Annotated in this window: 18 protein-coding genes; 13 read left to right on the top strand and 5 right to left on the bottom strand. The window is 58.0% G+C overall.

All coding sequences use genetic code 11. From position 1 onward, the window contains the following. Window positions 1-710: 710 nt before the first annotated feature. The 4 genes from ABJZ52_RS02615 to ABJZ52_RS02600 all read left to right on the top strand — a co-directional run bounded on the left by ABJZ52_RS02615 (window position 711) and on the right by ABJZ52_RS02600 (window position 5839). Window positions 711-2096: a Ppx/GppA phosphatase family protein gene (locus tag ABJZ52_RS02615; RefSeq protein ID WP_348185307.1), complete on the top strand. Its 1386-nt coding sequence runs from the start codon at window positions 711-713 to the stop codon at window positions 2094-2096. Further along, window positions 2093-2800: an RlmE family RNA methyltransferase gene (locus tag ABJZ52_RS02610; RefSeq protein ID WP_348185305.1), complete on the top strand. Its 708-nt coding sequence runs from the start codon at window positions 2093-2095 to the stop codon at window positions 2798-2800. Before ABJZ52_RS02615 ends, ABJZ52_RS02610 begins: the two co-directional genes overlap by 4 nt. Window positions 2801-2990: 190 nt before the next feature. Continuing rightward, window positions 2991-4493, top strand: a complete 1503-nt coding sequence (guaB, locus tag ABJZ52_RS02605) for an IMP dehydrogenase (RefSeq protein WP_348185303.1) — start codon at window positions 2991-2993, stop codon at window positions 4491-4493. A gap of 53 nt (window positions 4494-4546) precedes the next feature. Continuing rightward, window positions 4547-5839 (top strand): RsmB/NOP family class I SAM-dependent RNA methyltransferase, encoded by a 1293-nt coding sequence (locus ABJZ52_RS02600; RefSeq protein WP_348185301.1) that lies wholly within the window; start codon window positions 4547-4549, stop codon window positions 5837-5839. Between the two features lie 21 nt (window positions 5840-5860). Here the strand turns inward: ABJZ52_RS02600 and ABJZ52_RS02595 are convergent, their stop codons facing one another. After that, complete coding sequence (locus ABJZ52_RS02595; RefSeq protein WP_348185299.1) at window positions 5861-6937, bottom strand: tetratricopeptide repeat protein; 1077 nt, start codon at window positions 6935-6937, stop codon at window positions 5861-5863. Window positions 6938-7241: 304 nt separating this feature from the next. Here ABJZ52_RS02595 and guaA point away from each other — a divergent pair, with 304 nt between their 5' ends. Continuing rightward, entirely contained in the window at window positions 7242-8813 is a 1572-nt protein-coding gene (gene guaA, locus ABJZ52_RS02590; RefSeq protein ID WP_348185297.1) for a glutamine-hydrolyzing GMP synthase, read from the top strand. A gap of 70 nt (window positions 8814-8883) precedes the next feature. On the opposite strand, the gene ABJZ52_RS02585 is transcribed toward guaA, so the two are convergent. Then, the gene (locus ABJZ52_RS02585) at window positions 8884-9906 is read right to left on the bottom strand and encodes a zinc-binding alcohol dehydrogenase family protein (RefSeq protein WP_348185295.1); all 1023 of its coding nucleotides are present in this window, start codon (window positions 9904-9906) and stop codon (window positions 8884-8886) included. Between the two features lie 117 nt (window positions 9907-10023). On the opposite strand from ABJZ52_RS02585, the gene ABJZ52_RS02580 reads away from it, so the two are divergent. Both ABJZ52_RS02580 and ABJZ52_RS02575 read left to right on the top strand, forming a co-directional pair. Then, entirely contained in the window at window positions 10024-10395 is a 372-nt protein-coding gene (locus ABJZ52_RS02580; protein WP_348185293.1) for a helix-turn-helix domain-containing protein, read from the top strand. 202 nt (window positions 10396-10597) lie between these two features. Beyond that, window positions 10598-10972 (top strand): hypothetical protein, encoded by a 375-nt coding sequence (locus ABJZ52_RS02575; RefSeq protein ID WP_348185291.1) that lies wholly within the window; start codon window positions 10598-10600, stop codon window positions 10970-10972. Between the two features lie 7 nt (window positions 10973-10979). Here ABJZ52_RS02575 and ABJZ52_RS02570 read toward each other — a convergent pair whose 3' ends face one another. Next, entirely contained in the window at window positions 10980-11612 is a 633-nt protein-coding gene (locus ABJZ52_RS02570; protein ID WP_348185289.1) for a MarC family protein, read from the bottom strand. A 225-nt stretch (window positions 11613-11837) separates the two neighbouring features. On the opposite strand from ABJZ52_RS02570, the gene gyrA reads away from it, so the two are divergent. Further along, on the top strand, window positions 11838-14639 hold the full coding sequence (gene gyrA / locus ABJZ52_RS02565; protein WP_348185287.1) for a DNA gyrase subunit A: 2802 nt from the start codon (window positions 11838-11840) through the stop codon (window positions 14637-14639). Between the two features lie 279 nt (window positions 14640-14918). On the opposite strand, the gene ABJZ52_RS02560 is transcribed toward gyrA, so the two are convergent. Beyond that, entirely contained in the window at window positions 14919-15206 is a 288-nt protein-coding gene (locus ABJZ52_RS02560; RefSeq protein WP_348185285.1) for a hypothetical protein, read from the bottom strand. 172 nt (window positions 15207-15378) lie between these two features. On the opposite strand from ABJZ52_RS02560, the gene coaD reads away from it, so the two are divergent. From coaD to tgt, 5 genes are all read left to right on the top strand, one after another. Next, window positions 15379-15879, top strand: coding sequence for a pantetheine-phosphate adenylyltransferase (coaD, locus tag ABJZ52_RS02555; protein WP_348185283.1), 501 nt, complete (start codon window positions 15379-15381; stop codon window positions 15877-15879). A 79-nt stretch (window positions 15880-15958) separates the two neighbouring features. Next, window positions 15959-16474 (top strand): peptidylprolyl isomerase, encoded by a 516-nt coding sequence (locus ABJZ52_RS02550; RefSeq protein WP_348185332.1) that lies wholly within the window; start codon window positions 15959-15961, stop codon window positions 16472-16474. 59 nt (window positions 16475-16533) lie between these two features. Next, complete coding sequence (locus ABJZ52_RS02545; protein ID WP_162009380.1) at window positions 16534-17004, top strand: peptidylprolyl isomerase; 471 nt, start codon at window positions 16534-16536, stop codon at window positions 17002-17004. Between the two features lie 191 nt (window positions 17005-17195). Continuing rightward, the gene (queA, locus tag ABJZ52_RS02540) at window positions 17196-18290 is read left to right on the top strand and encodes a tRNA preQ1(34) S-adenosylmethionine ribosyltransferase-isomerase QueA (RefSeq protein ID WP_348185280.1); all 1095 of its coding nucleotides are present in this window, start codon (window positions 17196-17198) and stop codon (window positions 18288-18290) included. A gap of 5 nt (window positions 18291-18295) precedes the next feature. Next, window positions 18296-19441, top strand: a complete 1146-nt coding sequence (gene tgt, locus ABJZ52_RS02535) for a tRNA guanosine(34) transglycosylase Tgt (RefSeq protein WP_348185278.1) — start codon at window positions 18296-18298, stop codon at window positions 19439-19441. 61 nt (window positions 19442-19502) lie between these two features. On the opposite strand, the gene ABJZ52_RS02530 is transcribed toward tgt, so the two are convergent. Then, window positions 19503-19931, bottom strand: a complete 429-nt coding sequence (locus tag ABJZ52_RS02530) for a DUF4864 domain-containing protein (protein WP_348185276.1) — start codon at window positions 19929-19931, stop codon at window positions 19503-19505. Window positions 19932-19995 lie beyond the last annotated feature (64 nt).

Genomic DNA, 19995 nt, shown 5'->3' with positions numbered 1-19995 from the left:
TGCCGACGGCAGGTCTCATCCGGTCTTGGAACGCAGTGACGTTCCTCCGACGGTGGCGAGGGTATACATCCATTACGGGCCGGGATGCAACAGCGTGTTTGAACTTTTTTGAAGGTGGTTTGAACGGCTGTTTTTCAGCGCGGAAAATTAGCCCCGTCAGAAATGCGATCTGCCGCTAGGCGGCCAAAGAACAACCTGTTACTGTTAGCCTAACGATACAAATCAGCGCGTTGACGGCATGCTTTGCCAGCGTCGACTGCGCCTCGAAAGGCTAAAACGTGACAGATTCAGGTCAGGAACCGCCCGAAACCGGGCAAGGTTCCCCTGAAACGTCCGCAGTTTCTTCAGTCCGTGGAAAACGGGCTGCGTCCAGACGTCGCCGGAAGCGCGGCGGCGGTGCATCCAGGGCCCCGCAGGGGCAACCGGCGCCACAGGTCTCTTCCCAGATTGAGGGGGCCGCCGGTAACAACGGGGCAGGGCGCGCAGAAGGCGGACCAACAGGTGGACACTCAAAGGGCCAGGGGCAAGAGCAAGACCGGGGTGCCGGTCGGCCTGCGACCGGCCCAGCGGCGCGCAAGCGAAGGCGCAAACGCGGGGCGCAAGCGAACCGGTCGCGGAATGATGCGCGGCTAGCGGCCTCCCAGGCAGACGCTCAGAATCGGGGCGCTTCCTCCGCCGCCGTCGATGGCGCGTCGCCAAGTGGTGGGCGGATGCCGTCATCAGCTTCGGGGCCCCAGATTTCTGAGCCTCAAAAGGCGCTCGGAGATACAGGCTCGAGCGCTCAACCGAAACGTCGAAAGCGCCGCCGCGGCGGCAAGCGGTCCGTCTTCACCCGTGCTGAGGTGGGCCTACGCGAAAACGGTTCTGCGGCCGCGGCTTCAGGAAGGTCCCAGCCCGCCGAAAAGGCCACCGAGACAGTCAACGCTGCTGCCGTGCCAGGTCTCGGGCCACAGCCCCATATCGAGCAGAGGCCTGAGTCCTCTAGAGGGACTGCACCCACCGAGGCGCAAGGTCATAGAGCTGGACGCGGCGCACGATACAACCGCAGAGCCTCCGATCAGGGCGAACAAACGCTCTATGCCGCGCTTGACCTTGGCACCAATAATTGCCGTCTGTTGATCGCCCGCCCGGAAGAACGTGGATTTCGGGTGGTCGATGCTTATTCTCGGATCGTCCGGCTTGGAGAAGGGGTGGGCGCCAACAAGCGTCTTGGCGATGCAGCGATGGAGCGCGCGATCGATGCCTTGGCAAATTGCCATCGCAAGCTTGCGGAGCGCGGCGTGCTGCGCTCGCGGCTGATTGCGACCGAGGCGTGCCGGGCGGCGGAAAATGGAGATGAATTTATCTCCCAGGTGCAAAAGGAAACGGGTCTGGCACTTGAGGTGGTCAATCGGGAAACCGAAGCGCGCCTTGCAGTCGCGGGCTGTGTTTCGCTGGTCGACCAACAGGCAGATGGTGTCATCTTGTTTGATATTGGTGGCGGCTCGTCGGAAATCGTCTGGCTGGACCTGCGCAACCGGTGCGGCGCTCGCGGTTTTGCCCTGACCCGTTTCATTCGGTCGTGGACGTCACTGCCGGTCGGTGTCGTGAACCTTGCAGAGCGTCATGGCGGTGTCGATGTCACCTATGAGGTGTTTGAGGCCATGGTCGCGGATGCGGCGGGCCATCTTGAGGATTTCAACCTGGGCGACGATCTTTCCCATGCAATTGCAACTGGAAAGGTGCATATGCTCGGCACGTCCGGAACCGTCACGACGCTGGCTGGCGTGCACCTGGGCCTGAAACGCTATGACCGGCGCCGGGTCGACGGCGCCTGGCTCGAGAACGACCAGGTCGGTGCAATGATTGATCGACTGAGGGAAATGCCTTACGAGGAGCGGGTTGAAAACCCTTGCATCGGCGCGGACCGCGCGGATCTTGTGCTCGCTGGTTGTGCGATCCTTGAGGCAATTCGGCGGCGCTGGAGTTGTTCGAGGCTGAGAGTTGCGGACCGTGGACTTCGCGAAGGTATTCTTACAGAGTTGATGGCTGCAGATGGCGTGTGGTCAAGAAAAACACATGGCCGTCGGAACGGGCGCCAAAGAGGCAGACAATGACACGCAGGAGCAAGGGTACCGGAGATCGCGGGCTGAAAGTGCGGGTGAAAACCGCCGCGGGCCGGAGGGAGTCCTCGACGCGCTGGCTCCACCGTCAGCTGAACGATCCGTATGTGCGCCGGGCCAAGGCTGATGGCTACCGTTCCCGGGCGGCCTACAAGCTGCTTGAGATTGACGAGAAACACAACATTCTGAAGCCAGGCTATCGCGTGGTCGACTTGGGCGCTGCACCAGGGGGATGGTGCCAGGTGGCTGCTGCGAAGGTTCAATCTTCGATTGACGCGCCCAAGGTTGTCGGCATCGACTACCTTGAAATGGACCACGTGCGCGGCGCGATATTTCTTCAAAAGGACTTTCTGGACGACGATGCGCCGGATGCGCTTATGGAGGCGCTGGGTGGACACCGGCCAGATGTCGTGTTGTCTGATATGGCCGCGCCGACCACGGGTCACCGGCAGACGGATCACTTGCGCACGACCCATCTGTTTGAGGTGGCCATTGATTTTGCACAGCGCAATCTGGTGCCGGGCGGTACGTTTCTCGCCAAGGTTTTCCGCGGGGGCACGGAAAGCGCGCTGCTCAATGATCTGAAGCGCGATTTCAAGACAGTTGCTCATGTTAAACCGCCAGCGAGCCGCAAGGAAAGCCCGGAGCTTTACGTGATCGCCAAGGGCTTCCGTGGGTCGGAGGACGACAGAACGTGACCGGTTTCTGGCGAGACTGAGCACTCAAACGGCTGCAATTTTGGTTTTTCAAGCAGACAGGCTTTCCATCCTGTCACCTGCATGTTATTGACCCGCGCCAACTTCTCCGGCATTGCCGAAGCGACTCGACGGATGCAAGACAGCCAATGTCTCGCGTCCTTCCCATGCATTTTTTCAAGGGGAATTGGCCATGGCTTCATTCTTTGTTCCATCGACCGGCGCCGAAGCGCTGACATTCGATGACGTCCTGCTGATCCCCGGTCACTCCGAGGTTATGCCGGCACAGACGGAACTTAGGTCCCGTGTGACCCGCGATCTGGAGCTTAATCTGCCGATCATCTCGTCCGCGATGGACACAGTGACTGAAGGCCGCCTGGCGATTGCCATGGCGCAGGCCGGTGGCATCGGTGTTATTCACCGGAACCTGTCGCTTGATCGCCAGGCCGAAGAGGTCCGAATGGTCAAGAAGTTCGAATCCGGCATGGTGGTCAATCCGCTTGTCATAGGACCGGATGCGACACTGAAAGACGCGCTGGACCTCATGGAGCGTTTCGGAATTTCAGGCGTTCCGGTTGTTGAAAATGGCGGTGTCGGCGGCCAGGTTACCGGCCGCCTTGTCGGGATTCTGACCAACCGCGATGTCCGCTTTGCGTCAAACCCGGGCCAACTTGTTTCCGAGCTGATGACCCGCGACGGCCTTATCACGGTCAGTGATGGCGTCAGCCAGGAAGAGGCAAAGCGGCTCCTGCATCAGCACCGGATCGAGAAACTTCTGGTGACTGACAAGGAACACAACTGTATCGGCCTGATTACCGTCAAGGATATGGAAAAGGCCAAGCTCAATCCGAACGCATCCAAGGACGCCCAGGGCCGCTTGCTTGTAGCCGCAGCGACAAGCGTCGGTGAAGAGGGCATGGACCGCGCAGAGCGCTTGATTGATGCCGGTGTCGACATGGTCGTCGTTGATACGGCACACGGTCATTCCGCGCGCGTCCTTGATATGGTTTCCAAGGTGAAGGCGCTCTCGAATTCTGTGCAGGTTCTGGCCGGCAATGTTGCAACCGCGGAAGCGACGAAGGCGCTGATTGATTCAGGCGCCGATGGCGTGAAGGTGGGTATCGGCCCGGGCTCGATTTGCACCACCCGAATTGTCGCCGGTGTTGGTGTGCCGCAGCTTACTGCGATCATGGAAGCCGTGAACGAAGCCGACAAGCACAATGTTCCGGTGATGGCCGACGGCGGGATCAAATTTTCCGGCGACCTGGCCAAGGCCATTGCAGCGGGCGCGTCCTCCGTCATGGTCGGATCATTGCTGGCTGGCACCGAGGAAAGTCCGGGCGAGGTCTATTTGCATCAGGGGCGCTCTTACAAGTCCTATCGGGGTATGGGATCTGTTGGCGCAATGGCGCGGGGATCTGCAGACCGTTATTTCCAGGCGGAGGTTCGCGACAGCCTGAAGCTTGTACCGGAAGGCATCGAGGGTCAGGTTCCCTACAAGGGATCGCTGTCGAGCGTCCTGCACCAGCTTGCCGGCGGTCTGAGAGCTGCAATGGGGTATGTTGGCGGCAAGACGATTGCCGACTATCAGGAAAAAGCCCGGTTCGTGCGGATTTCAGGCGCTGGCCTGCGTGAGAGTCATGCACATGACGTGACCATCACGCGCGAAAGCCCGAACTACCCGTCAAGCCTTTAGAGAAATTGGCCCGGCCTGCGAGCAATGCAGGCCGGCGCTTTGGAGTTCAGTCCATGAAAGATGGCGGCCGTCTGTCTGCTGCAATTGAAGTGCTTTCCGAGGTGTTCGAGCGCCATCGGCCAGTGCAGCTTGCTCTTCGTGATTGGGGCGCTTCCCATCGCTTTGCCGGATCCGGCGACCGTACGGTCATCGGGAACCTGGTCTTTGATGCACTTCGTCACAAGGCGAGCATCGGTGCCCGTGTCGGCAGCCGCGATCCGCGTCTGCTGGTTCTGGCAACCTATGTGCTGACTTGGGAAAATGGTCTTGACCGTCTGCAGACGGTCCTTTCCGAAGATCACCATGCTCCTGATGCCTTGAGCGAAGCGGAAGAAACTTCGCTCAAATCGGACGTGTCTGATGATACGCTCCCACATGACGCAGCTGATGTGCCCGATTGGCTCTGGCCTTCGTTTGAAAAGCAGTTTGGCGACAAGGCCGTGGCCGAGGGCAGGGCGCTTGCGCAACGCGCTCCGATCGATTTGCGGGTCAATACCCTGAAGTCCGATCGGGAAAAATTGCAAAAGCGCCTGGCGCATGCTGGCGCCGAGGCGACCTCGATCACGCCGACGGCTCTTCGAATTGCTCCGAAGCCAGGGGCAGGCCGAATGCCGCACGTCCAGGCCGAGGAAGGCTATCGCAAAGGCTGGTTCGAATTGCAGGATGAGGCCAGCCAGATCGCGGCAGCCCTTGCAGGAGCTAAACCAGGCGAACAGGTTCTCGATCTGTGCGCCGGCGGCGGCGGCAAGACGCTCGCGCTGGCAGCTGCCATGGAGAACAAGGGGCAGATCTATGCCTATGACGCCGACCGCCTTCGTCTGGCGCCGATCCATGAGCGCCTGCAACGATCTGGGGTTCGCAATGTCCAGGTCAAGGATCCGGCAAGCTCGGATCTGGAGGCCCTGAAAGGGCAGATGGATCTCGTGTTTATCGATGCTCCGTGTACGGGAACAGGCGTCTGGAGACGTCGTCCGGATTCCAAGTGGAAGCTGACGGAAAAGGCCCTTGAAGATCGCCTGATCGAGCAGCGCAAGGTTCTCGAAAACGCGTGCATGTTCGTCAAGCCGGGCGGCCGGATCGCCTACGCAACCTGCTCGCTTCTGCCGGAAGAAAACGCAGATCAGGTCACGCGCTTTCTCGCCGAAAATGAAGATTTCAAGCTGGTTCCAGTGATCGACGACTGGACGAAGATGTTCGGTCCGGATCACCTGCCTGCCTATATTTCCGACCGGGGCGAGTTAACGCTTACGCCCGCGTCGACGGATACTGACGGGTTCTTCTTCGCGCTTTTGAAACGTGAAGCATAAGTCCCTTGCACGGTCCCGGCGCTAGCTGTTGTCGGGACCTTCGGGAGAAGCAGGTGGATTTTCGATCTGTTCTGCCGCGTTGACCCGCGCGTCTTGACCCGGCGCAGAACTCGCAGCCAAACGTATATCCGCGGCCAAACGAGCAATGCGCGTTTTTAAAAGGTCATCCAGCTGGGTGTTCTGCGCGATCGCCGTCAGGACGGCCCTGGCGTCTTTGGGGTGACCGAGCGCCTTCAAGGCAGCACCCAGAGCATTTCCTGCATCTTTTCTGTCAGGCGCCTTTTCGAAAGCGCGATGCGCATGAACAAGGGCCGCTTCGCCGTCACCCAGCTTCCGGCACACAACGCTGAGGGACGTCAAGATGGTGGTCTTGTCGTCTGTCGCACGTGTCAGAGCGGCCCAATAGGCGCTCTTGGCAAAGTCCAGATTACCCGCGGCAAAATGTGCATCGGCGACCAACTTGTGAAGGTCAGCAGAGTCAGGCGACAGTTTCAGAGCTTTGTCCGCATAGGTCAGCGCTTCATCAAATCGCTTGCGCCGGATCAGCAGTTCAGACAGGCCGGTAAGTGCAGGAACGTAGGATGGATCGAGCCCTAGCGCCTTGTGATAGGCCGCCGCGGCACGAGAGGCTTGCGGGTCTTTCGCGGTAATCTGGGCATAGAGCGTCAACGTTGGCGCATTTTCGGGAAGAAGCGCCATCAAACGTTCTGCGGGGGCGAGGGCGCTTTGCGTTTTGTCCTGCCGCAAACGAACCGTCGCCAGCCCGTAGAGCGCGTTGTGGTTGTCAGGCGAAGCTGCCAGAACCTCTTCGAAATTGCTTTCTGCATTTCCCAGGTCGTCCAGCAGGAGCTGGCAGTTGCCAAGATTTGCGCGCGCCTGCAGGTGGTCTGGTTCGACAAAGACAATCCGGCGAAGCTGGGAGGCCGCTTCTTCAAGGTAGCCGGCCCTCAGCAACGCCGTCGCGGTCCGATAGGCAATTTCAATGTCATCCGGATCGGCTTCAAGTGCGTTGAGATAAGCAGAAAGAGCCGCTTCCTGATTTCCCTGCCTCTCATGTTTCAATGCCTCGTCAAAGGCTTCACGGGCCGGTGTCGTCATTTGCCGTTCCAAAATCCTCTGACAGTCCTTGCGCCGGGATCAGCGTTGGAGTTGGCGAACCGGAACTCTGCCCGCGAAATCCAAGCGAATCGTCTCGTTTCACTCTAACCTGCCTTTGAGGCGAAAGATCCTCCTGGGCAAAGGTCACGGCAGAACAGGCCGATTTGCTTGTGCAAACTTCTGGTGGTCGGCTGCTGCAAACTGCACAGAGCCGGGCCCCAGTGCATTCAGGAGAGGTGGAAAGCCACGCAATTGGTGCGTTTTTCAGCTTCAATTTGAGACGTGATCCGTTTAGAAGCTTGCCATGACCCAGCATGATCGCCTTCTCATCATCGATTTCGGCTCTCAGGTTACGCAGCTCATAGCGCGTCGCTTGCGCGAACTGAACGTCTTTTGTGAAATTCATCCCTATCAGAAGGTCACGGACGCCTTCCTTGCGGAGTTTAAGCCGAAGGCAGTGATCTTCTCAGGCGGACCCGATTCTGTCGTGCGCGAAGGATCTCCCCGGCCGCCGAAAACGGTCTATGAGCTCGGCGTGCCGATCCTGGGCATCTGCTATGGACAGCAGGTGATGATGCAGGATCTGGGCGGTCAGGTGGATGGCGGCAAGATTTCTGGCGGTGGTGGCACTGCCGAATTTGGCCGTGCATTCGTGACGCCTGCGGGGGAGCCACTTTCAATTCTGCAAGGTTGGTTTGCCGAAGGCAAAGAGCAGGTGTGGATGAGCCACGGCGACCACGTCAGCAAGATTGCCCCCGGTTTTGAAGTGTTCGGCACGTCGCCAAATGCGCCCTACGCAGTCACGGCAGACGTCAAGCGGCACTTCTATGCGGTGCAATTTCATCCAGAAGTGCATCATACGCCAAACGGCAAGATGCTGTATGAGAACTTCGTCCGTGCAGCAGGCTTCAAGGGCGACTGGACCATGGGCGCCTATCGCGAAGAAGCCATTGCGAAGATCCGCGAACAGGTTGGTGACAAGAAGGTCATTTGCGGATTGTCGGGCGGCGTTGACAGCTCGGTCGCAGCCGTTTTGATCCACGAGGCAATTGGTGATCAGCTGACGTGCGTTTTTGTTGACCACGGCCTTTTGCGCCAGAACGAAGCCGATGAAGTGGTCACCATGTTCCGCGACCACTATAATATTCCGTTGATCCATGCCGATGAGAGCAGGTTGTTTCTGTCCAACCTTGAAGGCGTGTCGGATCCGGAAACCAAGCGCAAGATCATCGGCAAGCTCTTTATCGATGTCTTCCAGAAATACGCCAACGAAATTGACGGTGCGGAGTTCCTGGCTCAGGGCACGCTCTATCCGGATGTGATCGAAAGCGTCAGTTTTTCAGGTGGTCCGTCTGTAACGATCAAGTCCCACCACAATGTGGGCGGGCTGCCGGAAAAGATGGGCCTCAAGCTTGTTGAGCCCTTGCGCGAACTCTTCAAGGATGAAGTTCGTGCTCTTGGCCGTGAACTTGGTCTGCCCGACAGTTTCATTGGACGCCATCCGTTCCCGGGGCCAGGTCTTGCGATCCGCTGCCCGGGAGAAATCACGGGCGAAAAGCTGGACATTCTCCGCAAGGCTGATGCGGTCTATATTGACCAGATCCGCAAGCACGGTCTTTACGATGAGATCTGGCAGGCCTTTGTCGCGATCCTGCCGGTTCGCACCGTCGGCGTCATGGGCGACGGTCGCACCTATGATTACGCCTGTGCGCTTCGGGCCGTGACTTCGGTCGATGGCATGACGGCGGACTACTATCCCTTTACCCACGAGTTCCTTGGCGAAACAGCCACGCGGATTATCAATGAAGTGCAGGGCATCAACCGCTGTACCTACGATATTACCTCCAAACCACCCGGAACGATCGAGTGGGAGTGATGCGTCTGTCTAGGTACTGGTAGATTGATTTTGACCGGCGAGAGCTTTCAAGGCTCTCGCCGGTTCTTTTTTATGGCGCGTCGAAGCCTTCCAGGACCACCTTGCCCTTGGCCTTGCCGCTTTCGATGAATTGATGCGCGCGCCTCAGATTCGCGGCGTTGATCACGCCGAAATTTTCGCCGAGCGTGGTTTTGAGGGTGCCGATATCAACGTGCTTCGAGATCTCGTTGAGCAACTTGCCCTGCGCCGCGATATCCGCCGTTCCGAACATGGAGCGGGTGAACATGAACTCCCAGTGGGTCGACACGCTCTTGGGTTTGAAAGGACTGATGTCGAGGCCTGCCGGGTCGTCGATCAGTGAAAAGCGGCCTTGCGGCGCAATCAGTTCTGCAATCTCTGCCAAGTGATCGTCCGTGTTTGTCGTCGAAAACACATAGGCCGGCGCGCCGACGCCGAGGTCGGCAACTTGTTTCGCAAGCGGCTTGGAATGATCGACGACATGATCTGCGCCAAGGTTCAGCACCCAGTCTCGGGTCTCCGGTCGTGAGGCTGTCGCGATCACCGTGACGTCCGTAAGTTTGCTGGCCAGTTGAACTGCGATTGAGCCAACCCCGCCAGCGCCGCCAATGATGAGAAGCACTGGCGCCACCCCGGGAATCGCCGAGTTGATGTTCAGGCGATCAAAAAGCGCTTCCCACGCCGTGATGGCGGTTAGCGGCAGAGCTGCTGCCTCTGCCCAGGAAAGTCTTTCCGGCTTTCGGCCCACGATCCGCTCATCAACAATGTGAAATTCTGCGTTGGTGCCCGGGCGGGTGAGGTCGCCGGCATAAAAGACTTCGTCGCCGACCTCGAAACCGGTCACATCCGAACCTTTGGCGACCACCACACCGGCGGCGTCCCAGCCGAGAACCTTGTAGTCGCCAGCTTCCGGTTCCGCCCGCATGCGAACCTTGGTGTCGACAGGATTGACCGATACGGCTCGAACTTCCACGAGAAGATCTGACCCGTGCGGCTCAGGACGTGGCAGATCTATATCGATGAGCGCATTGTCATCAGTGATCGGTAGGGATTTTTCATAACCAATTGCACGCATATCAAAGCTCCTGAATTGCTGCTAATTGATTTGGGGCATATCGTCTAGCAAGGCAAGAACGCACATAAAAGACGCTAACCAACATTTTGGATACTGGGTATATAAAAGGATACTGTGATGGCGCGTGCCAGACACACGAGTTTCGAGTGCAGTCCAGGCTGTGCGGTGGAGGCAACTCTAAGCCTTGTTGACGGCAAGTGGAAAGGTGTCGTGCTGTACCACCTTCTTGAGAGTACTTTGCGGTTCAACGAAATTCGAAAGAAGCTGCCAAGCGTCACACAGCGCATGCTGACCAACCAGTTGCGCTCGCTTGAAGCAGATGGCCTCATTGAGCGCAAGGTCTATCCGGTGATACCGCCAAAGGTCGAATACTCTCTCACACCACGCGGCCGCAGCCTTGAACCGGTTATCAAGGCTCTCAAGGACTGGGGCGACGCCAACAAGGAACTCTGGCCGGAGGAATACGGCAGCCAGAAGACGGTTCGCTGAACCCTGAACTTAGGTTTGCGGACACTTCCGGTTTGCTTCCGGGATGTCGGAGAGCGGTCCCTGTACGTCAATCGGGATTAAATCTGGCCGTCATGGCCGGATTGGCTAGACGCTATGACGTGCTTGTGATTTTGTCCGGGCACGGGGATCGGCGAGGATCCACTGCCTTGTTCCAGCGTGATAACTGATCCGGAGTGTCCCCATGAGCCGCCGCTTGACTGCATGTCTCTACGCTTTTCTTGTGTCCGTGTTCCTTGCCGGAACAGCCCTTTCCGGGGAGGTCAAGATCGTGGCTGTAGACGCTATCGAGAGCGGCGGTCTGTGGCGCTTCAGCGTCACCCTTGGTCATGAGGATGAAGGCTGGGATCACTACGCGGATTTATGGCAGGTCATGACACCGGATGGAGACATTCTGGGAGAACGGGTACTGGCACATCCGCATGTCAACGAGCAGCCATTCACGCGCAGTCTGGGCGGTGTCATGATACCCGATGACGTCTCAAGGGTGATAATTCGTGCGCGTGACACCGTACACGGCTTCGCCGAGGAAACGTTTGAAGTCACTTTGGCGCGATAGGCGCATGTCAGCCGGACGCAAGCACGAGAACCCCGTCGGCAATGAACTGGATTGAGAGAGCTGCCAGAAGCACCCCGAGCAATCGGGTGATCACCAGCTGAGCCGTGTCGCCCATCAGGCGCTCAAGCTTATCCGCCAGAAGGAAGGCGATCAGGCAGAGCCCGAGGATGGTCGCAATGACGGCCCCAAGCCCGGCATAGGTGAGGGTATCAGGAGCCTGACCGGACAACAGGATGATGGCCGAAATGGCTGCTGGCCCCGCGATCAAGGGGATCGCAAGCGGGAAAATAGCGACCTCGTGAACATCGCCCGGTGGATTGTCCTCTACCGCCTTTTCTGCAGTTTCGGATTTCCGTGCGGCGCGCTTGCCGAAAACCATCTCGATTGCGATCAGGAACAGCAGGACGCCACCCGCCACGCGGAATGCCGAGACCGAGATCCCAAGCACGTTGAGAACCGTCTGACCTGCCACGAAAAACAGCATCAGGATGCCAGCTGCGGTCACCGTCGCCCGAATGGCAACCCGGCGGCGATCATGGGCGGAAAGCCCGGACGTGACTGCAAGGAACATCGGGGCCAGTCCGACCGGATCGATGGTAACGAAAAGCGTGGCAAACGCGTTGATTAAATAGTCGAACATGGCTCACTTGCGCTCCGGAACGGGGGCTTTTGCCGCGCATCTTACAGCTTTGAGGCGCCTTTGATCACCGAAGGAAACCAAATCTATTTTCCAGCCTGTGCATGACGCTTGTAACCTATTGAATACAATAACGTAAACGCGATCTGGAAATGGTCGTCACATTTGGTTCAAATTGATGAATCGGATATAAAAGAAAAAGCAATAACAACGATATGAGTTCAATCCTTGGCTGATCAGGATAACAGCACGTCAGGCGGCGCTTCGCCGTCCGATATCAAGCCGATTTCCATCGTCGACGAAATGAAGCGAAGCTACCTCGATTACGCCATGAGCGTGATCGTGAGCCGCGCGCTGCCCGACGTTCGAGACGGTCTGAAACCGGTGCATCGTCGCATTTTGTATTCGATGCATGAGAACGGCTACGAGTGGAACAAGCCCTATCGCAAGTCTGCCCGCGTGGTCGGGGATGTGATGGGTAAATACCATCCGCACGGTGACAGTGCCATTTACGACGCGCTTGTGCGTATGGCGCAGACCTTTTCATTGCGTCTGCCTTTGATTGACGGCCAGGGAAACTTTGGTTCGATTGACGGCGACCCGGCGGCAGCCATGCGCTACACCGAGTGTCGTTTGCAGAAGGTCGCCCACAAGCTTCTCGACGACATCGACAAGGAGACGGTCGACTTTCAGGAGAACTACGACAACTCCGAAAGCGAACCTGTCGTCCTTCCTGCAAAGTTCCCGAATCTGCTCGTCAATGGCGCCGGCGGTATCGCCGTCGGGATGGCGACCAATATTCCGCCGCACAATCTTGGCGAAGTGATCGATGCCTCCATCGCGATGATGGAAAATCCGGCGATGACGCTTGAAGAGCTGATGGAAATTGTCCCTGGCCCGGATTTTCCGACCGGCGGCATTATTCTAGGCCGTTCCGGCATCCGCTCCGCGTTCGAGAGTGGCCGCGGCTCTGTCGTGATGCGCGGCAAGGTGGAAGTCGAAGAGATCCGCAAGGACCGCTTTGCCCTGATCGTTTCGGAAATCCCATACCAGGTGAACAAGTCCTCCATGATCGAAAAGATCGCAGAGGCTGTTCGCGACAAGCGGATCGAGGGCATTTCTGACATTCGCGACGAAAGCGACCGTTCCGGAATGCGCGTCGTGATCGAGTTGAAGCGTGATGCGGTCGCCGATGTTGTACTGAACCAGCTTTACCGTTTCTCGCAGTTGCAGAGCTCCTTTGGCTGCAACATGGTCGCGTTGAACGGCGGCAAGCCGGAACTGATGAACCTGTCCGACATGCTGAAGGCCTTCGTCGCCTTCCGCGAGGAAGTCATCGGTCGCCGGACCCGCTACCTGTTGAGAAAGTGCCGCGACCGGGCACACATCTTGGTGGGTCTCGGCATTGCCGTGGCGAACATCGATGAAGTGATCAAACTGATCCGTGCGGCTCCGGACCCCGCAACTGCGAGACAGCAGTTGATGGAGCGCAATTGGCCTGCTCAGGATGTGCGTTCGCTTATCCTCCTGATCGACGATCCGCGTCATATGGTTCAGGAGGACGGCACCTACAAGCTGTCGGAAGAACAGGCGCGTGCGATTTTGGAACTGCGCCTGCAGCGTTTGACCGCGATGGGTCGGGACGAGATCGAGGAAGAGCTGAACAAGATCGGCGCGGAAATCGCCGAGTACCTCGAGATCCTGCGGTCGCGCAAGCGCATTCAGGATATCGTCCGCACCGAAATGCTCGACATCAAGAACGAATTTGCGACGCCCCGTCGCACGGAAATCATTGATGGCGGCGCAGATTTCGATGAAGAGGATCTGATCCAGCGCGAGGACATGGTCGTGACCGTGTCCCATGGCGGCTATATCAAGCGCGTTCCTCTCGCCACTTACCGGGCGCAGCGTCGCGGCGGCAAGGGTCGTTCCGGCATGGCGACCAAGGACGAGGATTTCGTCACGCGGTTGTTTGTCGCCAACACCCACACGCCGGTGCTGTTCTTCTCATCGCGTGGCATTGCCTACAAGATGAAGGTCTGGCGTCTGCCGCTTGGCGGCCCGACGGGCAAGGGCAAGGCCCTGATCAACATGCTTCCGCTCGAACAGGGGGAACAGATCTCCTCGATCATGCCATTGCCGGAGGACGAGGAGAGCTGGGCAAACCTCGATGTGATGTTCTCAACGGTGCGCGGAACAGTGCGCCGGAACAAATTGTCCGACTTCGTGCAGATCAACCGCAATGGCAAGATTGCGATGAAGCTCGAGGAAGGCGATGGCATCGTGGATGTTGACACCTGCTCCGAGCATTCTGACGTGATGCTGACAACGGCATCAGGGCAATGCATTCGTTTTCCGGTCACCGACGTTCGCGTCTTCGCGGGCCGCAACTCGGTCGGTGTCAGGGGCATTCGGTTGGCCGATGATGACCACGTCATCTCAATGCAAATTCTCCATCACATCGACGTCGATGCGGAGGAGCGCGCGGCCTATCTGAAGATGTCGCGGGCATTGCGCGGTGAATCCGAAGAAGCATCGAGTGATGATGAAGCCGATGTTGTAGCCGGAGCTTTGCCTCAGGAACGCTATGCTGAGATGAGTGCTGCCGAGCAGATCATTCTGACCCTGTCGCAGAACGGCTACGGCAAGCGCACGTCTTCGTTCGAGTACCGCGTCACCGGACGTGGCGGTAAGGGTATCACGGCGATGGCAGTGAATGACCGCAACGGCCCGCTCGTATCGTCCTTCCCGGTTGAGGACAGCGACCAGATCATGCTGGTGACCGACGGAGGTCAGCTGATCCGATGCCCAGTCGAAGGCATCCGCATCGCCGGACGCGCGACTCAAGGCGTGATCGTTTTCAAGACGGCTACAGATGAAAACGTGGTCGCAGTAGAGCGTATCAGCGAGGTCGACGAGGACGATGAGGTCGTCGACGAGGAAACCAGCGAAGGTGCCGCTGGGTCTGAGGACCAAGGCGACAGCTCTGCCGACACGTCTGACGGGTCGACCAAGCCGGATGGCGAATAAGTTCGGCTAAAGAGGGTTCCTGATCCCGGGCGGAAACGCCCGGGGAAGGGATAATCCAAACAAAAGCAGCGGCCTGACACGAAGTCAGAGCCGCTGCTTTTGTTTGAAGGCCAAGCGCTCGGATCCTGAAGGCGGGGAGACTTCAGGGGTGGTTCCTGCGTTTAGCTGTTGGTCGGCACGCGTTCCAGAACGGTCGTGTTTTCTGTTGGCGCCTGTTGTTTCACGGTGACGAAATTGATCTGCCGGACAGACCCGGTCCCGCTGATTGCAGCTGCGCAATCAGCGGGACCACGCGCCCCACGCCTGTCCCTGGCAGTTGGCTGGCAGTGTGCCGTCCATGCGGTCCGACTTGGTCAGTGCGACGCCTTGTGCGATTGCGCTGTCGCCGCCGCCAATCGGCTGGAGAGTGAAGAATGCAGCCAGGGCAACGGCAGCAACACTTGCTGCCATCACACCGGCAACCTGCATCGCATTCCGCGGACTGGCTGCACGTTTTCTGGATTCAAAAACATCCCTGCCAAACTTCTGCAGGAACGTATCGTTCTGAAAGTCATCATAGGCGGTCATCTTGATCTCCCTTGGGGCGTGTTGCCCTTTGGCTAGTAAACACAAGATGACGCAATTCGTTCCATGGGGTCGTGATACCCATCACATTCTGGAAGCTTTTTCGGATCGCGCGAAAAGCTTGTCATGGCTTTGACGCTTGTGGGAAGCGTCGGGGCAAGCTATGGAAAGCGCCATGAAACGGACCGCGCTATATCCAGGATCGTTTGACCCCGTCACAAACGGTCATCTCGACATCCTCCGTCAGGCACTGGCACTGGCCGATGAAGTCGTCGTTGCCATTGGGGTTCATCCGGGCAAAGCGCCGCTCTTCAGCTTTGATGAGCGCGTGAAGATGATTCACGAGTCGGCGGAAGCGGCTTTCGGTCCCGAGGATGCTGCCAAGATACGGGTGGTTTCATTTTCGAATTTGGTAATCGAAACCGCTCGTTCGCTGGGCGCGAATTACCTTGTGCGCGGCCTCAGGGATGGCACTGACCTTGACTACGAGATGCAGATGGCCGGAATGAACGCCACACTTGCTCCCGAAATCAGAACGGTTTTTTTGCCCGCATCTCCGACAAGCCGCCACATCACCGCCACGCTTGTACGCCAGATCGCCAAGATGGGTGGCGATGCCGGGGCATTTGTTCCGCCATCCGTTGCCAGGCCTCTGGCCGAAAAGACGCGCAACTGACTGGCCCGGGTTTCACTACCGGCCAGCTCGCTTTCACGACCAAATGGAGTTCCATGTGTCTCGCCTGATTTCCATATTCATGCTGATCGCTTCGATCCTTGTCGTGCCGGTCGTCGCATCCGCACAAACGCTCGATCCGGAGAACACGCTGTACCTTGATCTCAAGGACGGCCGTGTCACAATCAAATTGCGCCCGGACCTGGCGCCCAATCATGTTGCCCGGATCAAGAAGCTGACCCGAGAAGGCTTTTATGACGGTATCGTCTTTCACCGCGTGATCGATGGCTTCATGGCCCAGACGGGCGATCCCACCGGTACGGGCATGGGCGGCTCCGAGGAGCCGGACATCAAGGCCGAATTTTCAAGCGAGCCCTTCCGCCGTGGAACGCTTGGCATGGCGCGGGCATCCAGCCCAGATAGCGCAAACTCCCAGTTCTTCATTATGTTCGAAAGCGGTGATTTCCTGAACGGCCAATATACCGTCTGGGGTGAGGTCGTGGACGGCATGGGTCTGGTTGACAACATTACGAAGGGCGAGCCCCCGGCAAACCCGGACAAGATCGTAAAAATGCAGGTCGCAGCAGACGCGGGCTGATCACTTAAACAATCAATTGAAACGGGGTCGCACTGACCGCGCAGACTACGGAGAATACAATGGCCGAGATCAAAGACGCCGAAAACACGCTTTTGATGGAAACCACCGTCGGACCGGTCGTCATCGAGATGAAGCCCGACCTTGCCCCCAACCATGTCGCACGAATCAAGGAATTGGTGCGTGAAGGGTTCTATGACGGCATCGTTTTTCATCGCGTGATTGACGGCTTCATGGCTCAGACCGGCTGTCCACAGGGCACAGGCACGGGCGGTTCCGGCCAGAAGCTCAAGGCCGAGTTCAACAAGGCTCACCACGGCCGTGGAACATGTTCCATGGCCCGTGCGCAGAACCCGGATTCCGGTGACAGCCAGTTCTTCATCTGCTTCGGCGACGCCGGTTTCCTTGACGGCCAGTACACGGTTTGGGGCGAAGTGATCGAAGGCATGGACAATGTCGACAAGATCAAGCGCGGCGAGCCTGTTCAGAACCCGGACAACATCGTTTCGCTTAAAGTCGCTGCAGACGCGTAATCTGCGCGACCCGCACTAGAATTGAACAGCGCGGAGCCAATGGTTCTGCGCTGTTCGTTTTTGGATGAGAAGACGTTGGCTGTAATGGTTGACCCATTGCTGGTCACCGTCTAATAGCCATCCAGCGTTTTCGGCCAAAAACCGCCGGACGAGTACCTCCAACACCGATACGGCCAAAGACCAACTGCCTCATGCGCGTAGACCTGTTCGATTTCGATCTTCCCAACGAACGGATTGCCTTGCGGCCGGCCCGTCCGCGAGATTCGGCACGCATGCTGGTCGTGGCACCGGGTGGCCGTCCCGAGTTGACGGATGCTGGGGTCGCAGATTTGGCGAGCTACCTGGACCCTGGCGACGCTTTGGTTTTCAATGACACCAAAGTCATTCCTGCGCAGCTTGAGGGAACACGCAAGCGCGGCGATGCTGTCGCGAAGATCAGTGCCACCTTGCACTTGCGAGCCGGACAGGATCGCTGGTGGGCGTTTGTCCGACCGGCGAAGAAGCTCGTCATTGGTGATCGGGTACGCTTTGGCGGCACCAACGAGACCTGTCTTTCAGGAACACTCGACGCGACTGTGTCGGACAAGGGCGATGCAGGCGAGGTTCTTCTCGCCTTTGACCTGAGCGGTCCGGCGCTTGATGATGCAATCATCGCGGTCGGGAATATTCCCCTTCCACCCTACATCGCGCAAAAGCGAGGCGAGGATGAGCAGGACAAGTCGGACTATCAGACAATCTTCGCGGAACGGGACGGGGCGGTTGCAGCACCGACGGCAGGATTGCATTTCACGCCTGCGCTTCTCAAAAGTCTTGAAGATTGCGGCATAGAACAGCACCGTGTGACCCTTCACGTCGGGGCGGGCACGTTTTTGCCGGTAAAGGCCGAGGAAACCGACGCGCACAAAATGCATGCCGAATGGGGCGAGGTCAGCGCTGAAACGGTTGAGGCATTGAAAGCCGTCAGGGCCCGTGGCAACAAGGTCGTCTCCGTTGGCACAACGTCCCTGAGGATCCTGGAAAGTGCCTCACAGGGACCTGATGGTCTGCAGCCATTTTCCGGTGAAACCTCGATTTTTATCACGCCGGGTTACAGGTTCCGCACAATCGGCGCGTTGATGACCAATTTCCATCTTCCACGTTCAACCCTCTTCATGCTTGTGTCTGCCTTCGCAGGACTTGACACGATGCAACGGGCCTACGCCCATGCCATCGAGACGAACTACCGGTTTTACAGCTACGGAGACGGCTCGCTTCTCTTTCCGGCGAACGCCGGTGACGAAAGATAAAGACCATGTCCGCAGAACCTTTTTCCTTCAAGTTGTTGAAAACCGACGGCATGGCACGCCGCGGCGAAATCAAGACGCCACACGGCATCGTCAATACCCCTGCCTTCATGCCCGTCGGGACCCAGGCGACGGTCAAGGCCATGTATCCCGGGCAGGTGCGCGAAACCGGCGCCGATGTCGTGCTTGGCAACACCTATCACTTGATGCTGCGCCCGACGGCGGAACGTGTTGCGCGCCTTGGCGGCTTGCACACATTCATGAACTGGCCGCATACGATCCTCACCGACAGCGGCGGATTTCAGGTCATGTCGCTGGCGCAACTGCGCAAGCTTGACGAGGACGGGGTCCGCTTTCAAAGCCATATCGATGGCGCAAAATACCATCTGACACCGGAGCGCTCTGTGGAGATACAGGGACTTCTGGGATCGGATATTCAGATGCAGCTGGATGAATGCATCAAGCTGCCTTCGCCACGCGAAGAGGTCGAGCGAGCGATGGAACTGTCCCTGCGTTGGGCCGAACGCTCACGCACCCAATTCGAAACCATGGGCGGACCGTCGAAGGGGCAGGGGCTCTATGGAATCGTCCAGGGTGGAGATGTTCCGGACCTGCGTGTCCGTTCGGCCGAAGAACTCTCAAAAATGCCATTTGAGGGATATTCCGTTGGTGGCCTCGCGGTCGGCGAGCCTCAGGACGTCATGCTGCGCATGTTGGAAATCACCACGCCCGTGATGCCGGTAGACAAGCCACGGTACCTGATGGGTGTGGGCACTCCGGATGATCTTCTGGAAAGTGTAAAGCGTGGCATCGATCAATTCGACTGCGTGATGCCAACGCGGGCAGGGCGCCATGGTCTTGCCTATACCCGTTTTGGCAAGGTCAACCTCAAGAACGCCCGCCATATGGACGATCCTCGACCGCTGGACGAGGAAACAGATTGTCCGGCCAGCAGTGACTATTCCCGCGCCTACCTGCACCACTTGGTACGTGCCGGAGAGGGGCTCGCTGCGATGCTTCTGACCTGGAACAATCTTTCCTACTATCAGACCCTTATGAAGGGCATGCGCAACGCCATAGAGGCAGGCACCTTCGAGGATTTCTATCAAAAGACCAAGGCTGACTGGGCACGCGGCGATATCGCCACACTATGACGGTTGTTGAGAGACGAACGAAGTATCAGCATGATCCTCAGCCAATACCTCAATGACGTCATCAGGCAGACAAGCCTGGTGATCGTGTAAGGACACATCCGGAGATCCGCCAAGTGCCGTCCTGCTGTGCCTCAAAGCTATAGAGTGCAAGCCAATTAGCACCTTTGGGCCCCACCACATAGACCTCTTGCACTGGACCGCTGGCGGTGTCCTTCAAGGCTCCGAACTTGACGTCCTTTGGGCGGTAAACGGGCTGATAGCCCTGCTTGACCATCTGCATGAAGACATCGGGCGTTTGAAACCGGCGCTGTAAATCGCGAGTAGCGAAGGAAAACGCTTTCTTGGAGTCACCTGCAGCAAAGGCATTCATCTGGTTTTTGATGATGGACTGAAAGGCTGAAGCATCGGCAGAAGGCTGCGCATGCCCAGCTGTTGGCGCAAGAGATGCGCTTCCCAGAACCCAAAGACACACAAAGAAAATGAACCGCATACGGACCGCTCCCTGTCATTGGAATGTGGTCAGTATACGGGAGATTCGGAAAACTGGATTGCTG

The organism is Roseibium sp., from assembly GCF_039982295.1.
Taxonomy (GTDB): domain Bacteria; phylum Pseudomonadota; class Alphaproteobacteria; order Rhizobiales; family Stappiaceae; genus Roseibium.
This window is presented reverse-complemented; position numbering and strand designations above follow the sequence as displayed.